The organism is Candidatus Dadabacteria bacterium, from assembly GCA_026706695.1.
Classification (GTDB): domain Bacteria; phylum Desulfobacterota_D; class UBA1144; order Nemesobacterales; family Nemesobacteraceae; genus Nemesobacter.
On sequence record JAPOYE010000079.1, the window covers coordinates 1 to 5403 of the forward strand.

The window sequence follows — 5403 nt, forward strand, 5'->3', positions numbered from 1 at the left end:
CTGCCCGTAACTTTTTAATAAAACTGCACCCCGTATCTAGAACGGAATCACCGTGGGATTTATCTAGATAGTGTCTGCCGGAAGAACCCTTAGAAAATCAGCAATATTCTGTTCTATTTCAATGAGTTAGGTCTTTTCTGACAGACACTGTTTAGGCGACCGGCCCATCCATCTTCCAATTCGTTCCGGCGGGAATTACGGATAACGCCCTGGAGGGCGGTAGGCCCGATCAGCGGCGAACCCCGGGAACCGTTATCAATAACCCAAAACGCTGTAGTCGCCGTTCACGATCAGACGAATGGAGACGTAGAGTCCCAGTAGCGCGAAAAGCACCCATGGAGAATTCATCCCCCAGATGTAGATGTACATATCCCATCGGCTGATTCGGGTTTGTCGATTGGCCGAGAAGAAACTGACCCAATAAACTGAGGTCATGTACGTCAACTGCCAGAACAGTATCACTCCGACGATTCCCGCGACGGGAGCGGGCAAGATATCGAAGGTGAAGGCGGCGTAGAGAATCAACGTCGGGATCGGGGTCACGAAGCCGTTGGCAATATCCACGCTGTAACCGTAGGTGCGCCGGTCTGCGTAGGAACCGTCAAACTGGGAATACGTCGCCCAGACATCCGCCCATACCGTCGGCGACAACACCCTCGTTAACGGAACCTTTGTGGTAAGGAATTCGGTGGACGGTTTTCGGCCCGTTTCCCGCCAGCGCTTGCGCCAATATTCGGTGCGCCGCTCGATATAGTCGCGTTTGAGGAACAGGCACACTTCCCAATAGCAGATCACCAGATTAATCGAAAGGAACAGAATCAACAGGGCATGAATAACGTTGAAATCCCCGCGGGTCCAGTAACGTGCCCCAATGCCCGCCAATGTCAGAACCGCGATAACCAGCACCGTGAACAGCACCGCCGAAATTGCCAGCCGGGTCTGGCATGTCCCGGGTTCGGAATGTGCTCGGTCGGTTCGGTTTTGGGGCATGTGTTCTGATCCTCGCAAAAAGTCCGGCGCTACGGCTCGCTGCATTGCACTCTTCGGAGCGTCCCATGTTCCAGACAAACGTGCCATGCTCCGAACGGACACTTTCGATAGGGAAATTATATACAATATAGGGAAGCGGTTCTATTGCATGAGGAAGCTTATGAATAAATAATAATTAGTATTTATGAAGAAACGCCACCTTCTTTCTTGAGGAGGAATAAAGATTAGCGCGATAAATTCCAATCAGCCAATTTGATTCTCAGCTTTCCCCGAGGTGATTAAGAGGTCCGTGGCCCTTTCCTATCTCCAAAGAGTTTCTTATCGCCTTCGTCACAAAGGCTTTCGAATTCTCAAGGGAAACCGGAAGAGACATTCCCTTTGCCAAAAAAGCGCACACGGCCGCCGAAAAGGTGCAGCCGGTTCCGTGGGTGTTCTTCGTTTCGATTCTCTCGCTAACCAGTTCTTCAAATGTCTCCCCGTCGAAAAAAAGATCTACCGCCGGGTGATCTTTTGCGAGATGGCCCCCTTTTACAAGAACCGCCTTCGCTCCAAACGAGAGGATCTTCTCGGCTGCGGTCTTCATATCGCTTATGCCGCCTATGCTAACAGAACTCAGTATTTCTGCCTCGGGTATGTTCGGAGTCACTATGAGCGCCCTTGGGAGAATCTCTTTTTTTAGAAGTCCCGTTGAGTCTTTTAAAAGAGCGGTCCCGCCTTTTGAACTCATCACGGGGTCGACAACGAGCTTTTCAATTCCATAGAGGTCTATTTTTTCCGCCACGGTCTCAATGATTTTTTCATTGGAAAGCATTCCCAGCTTCGCCGCGTCGCAGCCTATGTCGCTCATCACGGCGTCAAACTGCAGTCCCACAAACTGCTCGGGAAGGTCATGAATCGCGCTTACCTCCAGGGTATTCTGGGCGGTAACGGAGGTGAGCACGGAAAGTCCGTACACTCCCAAAGCAGTGAAAGTTTTAAGGTCAGCCTGGATCCCTGCCCCTCCTCCTGAATCGGACCCGGCAACGGTAAGCGCTCTTGGGATTTTTTCCGCCACGTAAGGATTCTACAAATTCACCTGTTTTTTTACAAACCCGGACAAGGGCTTCTCCGCCGGGGGGTCTTTACTGGAATTGAAAACTGTTTTCAGTTGTATATAATTTCCCTTCACGCTAAACGATCGTTTAAGGAGAGAGAGTCATGAGCGAAGATATTTTCAGACCGGATTTGTTTACAACCGACGATGAGGGCAGAGTGAGGCTGATTGCGGGTTACTGCAAGGAATCCGACAACTGGACCTTTCCTAGGTACCTTGCGGACCCAGTGAGTTTTTCAGATGACGTGGAAGAGAGACTTCTCAGCCCAACAGGCGTTCTGCATTCCTTTACAGTCGTGAGAAGGAGCATGCCGGAATTCACGGTGCCCTATGTTCTAGCTCTTGTTGATTTTCCGGAAGGCGTGAGGGTCATGGCGCAGGTTGAAACCGAAGATCCCGATTCTCTTGAGTTCGGAGAGGAGATGGGCGTTACGGTCGGGGTGATAAAGAAAGCGCCAGACGGAACGGATATCAGTTCCTACAAATTTATCCCGGTAAGGGAGAGCTCCTGATCAGCCGATCTCATTGATCGTTTCTTTAAGGGTTTTTTCCACGGTCCCCCTTATTTCCGCGAGCCTTGATTCCGTCTGAGCTTCAAAACGAAGCACCAGGGCTGGCTGGGTGTTGGATGCCCGGAGAAGGCCCCATCCGTCCGGATACTCAACCCTGACTCCATCTATGTCGATCACTTCATTTTGCTCCCCGAGTTTTTTCTTTACCGCTTCCGTTACCTGAAACTTGATTTCATCGGGACAATCTACTCTTATCTCCGGGGTTGCGAAGGTTTTAGGTAGCCCTGTAAGCAGTTCCGAGGCCTTCTTTCCTGTTTTTGAGAGGATTTCAAGAAACCGAAGTCCTGCGTAAAGAGCGTCGTCGTATCCGAAAAACCTGTTTTTAAAGAAGATGTGGCCGCTCATCTCTCCACCGAGTTCGGCGCCTTCCTTTTTCATCTTGTCCTTGATTACCGAGTGGCCGGTTTTCCACATGATGGGATTCCCGCCGGCTTCCCGTATCTTGGAGAAAAGGTTTCCCGAACACTTAACGTCCCCTATTATGGTCGCTCCCGGGTTCGTTTCGAGAAGGTCGAGCGAATAGACAAGGAGCAGCATGTCTCCGCTCATTGAGTTTCCCCGCTCATCGACGATTCCTATCCTGTCTGCGTCCCCGTCAAACGCCAAGCCCACATCGAGGCCGACTTCCACGATCTTTTTCTTTATGTCGGAGAGATTCTCCTCGACCGTGGGATCGGGGTGGTGGTTCGGAAAATCCCCGTCAGGGTCCATGTATAGCTCATGAACTTCGCAGCCGAATCTCCTGAGTATCTGCGGGCAGGTCACTCCTGCGGTTCCGTTGCCGCCGTCGGCCGCGACTTTTATCCCCGGTTCTATATGAAGATTCTGCTCGAAAAACTCAAGATAGCTCTCAATTATGTCTGTCTGTTTCTTTCCGCCCCTCCCCGTTTTGAACCTTCCCTCTTCGACCGATTTTCTTATTTTCTGTATGCCTTCGCCGAAAAGGGAGTTCTGGCCGACGCACATTTTAAGCCCGTTGTACTCGGAGGGATTGTGGCTGGCGGTCACCATCACCCCGCCATCAACGCCTGAGGTGAAGGTGGAGAAATAAACCATCGGGGTCGTTACCATTCCTATGTCGACCACACTAACGCCGGTTGAGGTTATTCCTTCGCAGAGTGCGTCCCGGAAAGCCGGGGAAGACTTCCTGCAGTCGTATCCAACGGAAACCTCCGATCCCCCGTCCTCGGCCACCATGGTTCCGTAGGCTTTTCCGATTCTCTCGACGACCTCTTCTGTGATGCTCTCTCCCGCTATGCCCCTTATGTCGTATTCTCTGAATATAGCTTTGTCAGGAATCAACGTTAACGTGCTCCTTTATTTTTTAAGCCCTTAATTATAATGTCCCCGGGGATTTATAAAAGGCGTTCTTCTTGACTTTAGTTTTTCGAGTCTTATCATTTCCTTCCATGGTTTCACCCCCCTACGAACAGTTCCTAGAGAACCTCGAACACGGGAATCTCGTACCCGTGTGGGAGGAAGTTCTGGCCGATTACGACACTCCGGTTTCGGTTTTCAGGAAGATAGACTCGCCCGGTTACTCCTTTCTGTTCGAAAGCGTGGAGGGTGGAGACAAGTGGGCGCGCTACAGCTTTCTGGGCACGGAACCCTCGGTGGTATTCCGCTCGAAGGGCCAAATCATCGAGATAATGTACTCGGACGGGGAAACCGAAACGTTCACGGGCGACCCGATTCTGGCGTTGCGGGACCTGCTTTCACGATACAGGCCGGTTTCTTCGAAGGAGCTTCCGAGATTTCACGGTGGGGCGGTCGGTTACTTCGGTTACGACATAATCAGATTTATAGAGGATATTCCCGACACCTCTCCTGATGAGCTAAAGGTCTGGGACTCCGTTTACATGGTAATGGATACCGTTTTGGCATTTGATAACGTTACGAGCAAGATAAAGATCATCTCAAATGCCTATGTTCCCGACGTTAAAAATGCGAGGGAGGAGTACGAAAAGTCCCTTGCGAAAATAGCCGAGCTTAAAAGCAAGCTTAGAAATTCGCTTAGCGAAAAGTTTACCAACGGTATTCCTCAAGATGTTGGCGAGGAAGAATTCAAGATCGAATCCAATTTCGAACCCGCACACTTCAAAGATGCGGTTCTCAGGACCAAGGAGTACATAAAATCAGGGGACATAATACAGGCAGTGATCTCCCAGAGATGGACGACGGACCTGAGGGTCGATCCTTTCGATCTCTACAGGGCGCTCAGGATACTAAACCCTTCTCCGTACATGTTTTTTCTGAGGATGGGTGATGAGATACTCACCGGATCTTCTCCGGAGGTGATGGTGAGGGTCGAGGGGGAAAGAATCTCTAGCCGTCCGATAGCCGGAACGCGGCCGAGAGGAAAAACCGTCTCCGAGGACGAAGGCCTCGCGACCGAACTCATTGCGGATCCCAAGGAGAGGGCCGAGCACATAATGCTCGTTGATCTCGCGAGAAACGATCTGGGAAGAGTTTCCAACACGGGCTCGGTCAAAGTGGACGATTTCATGATCGTGGAGAGATATTCCCACGTGATGCATATAGTTTCGAACGTGACGGCCCTGATTGCCGAGGGAGCGGATGCCTTTGACGTCATAAAGGCGACTTTTCCCGCAGGCACTCTTTCCGGAGCGCCGAAGGTAAGGGCAATGGAGATAATCGAGGAAACCGAGCCGACGACTAGAGGGGCATACGGGGGATGCGTCTGCTACTTCAGTTTTTCGGGCAACATGGACAGTTGCATAACCATAA

Annotated in this window: 5 protein-coding genes; 2 read left to right on the top strand and 3 right to left on the bottom strand. The window is 51.1% G+C overall.

Annotated elements, in window-relative coordinates; translation table 11 throughout:
• Nucleotides 1–255: 255 nt before the first annotated feature.
• Both OXG10_05820 and thiD read right to left on the bottom strand, forming a co-directional pair.
• Nucleotides 256–1035, bottom strand: a complete 780-nt coding sequence (locus OXG10_05820) for a hypothetical protein (GenBank protein ID MCY3826881.1) — start codon at nt 1033–1035, stop codon at nt 256–258.
• 214 nt (nt 1036–1249) lie between these two features.
• A complete protein-coding gene (thiD, locus tag OXG10_05825; protein MCY3826882.1) occupies nt 1250–2032 on the bottom strand; it encodes a bifunctional hydroxymethylpyrimidine kinase/phosphomethylpyrimidine kinase in 783 nt (260 codons plus the stop codon).
• A 155-nt stretch (nt 2033–2187) separates the two neighbouring features.
• Between thiD and OXG10_05830 the strand changes: the two genes are divergently transcribed.
• Nucleotides 2188–2595, top strand: a complete 408-nt coding sequence (locus OXG10_05830; GenBank protein MCY3826883.1) for an OB-fold domain-containing protein — start codon at nt 2188–2190, stop codon at nt 2593–2595.
• On the opposite strand, the gene OXG10_05835 is transcribed toward OXG10_05830, so the two are convergent.
• On the bottom strand, nt 2596–3954 hold the full coding sequence (locus tag OXG10_05835) for a phosphomannomutase/phosphoglucomutase (protein ID MCY3826884.1): 1359 nt from the start codon (nt 3952–3954) through the stop codon (nt 2596–2598).
• Between the two features lie 110 nt (nt 3955–4064).
• Between OXG10_05835 and OXG10_05840 the strand changes: the two genes are divergently transcribed.
• A partial coding sequence (locus tag OXG10_05840; GenBank protein MCY3826885.1) for a chorismate-binding protein occupies nt 4065–5403 on the top strand: 1339 nt, incomplete at its 3' end.

What these genes read in the sequence shown, in the direction of transcription:
- OXG10_05830 (MCY3826883.1), top strand. Translation starts at nt 2,188, where the DNA reads ATGAGCGAAGATATTTTCAGACCGGATTTGTTTACAACCGACGATGAG.
- OXG10_05820 (MCY3826881.1), bottom strand. Translation starts at nt 1,035, where the DNA reads ATGCAGCGAGCCGTAGCGCCGGACTTTTTGCGAGGATCAGAACACATG.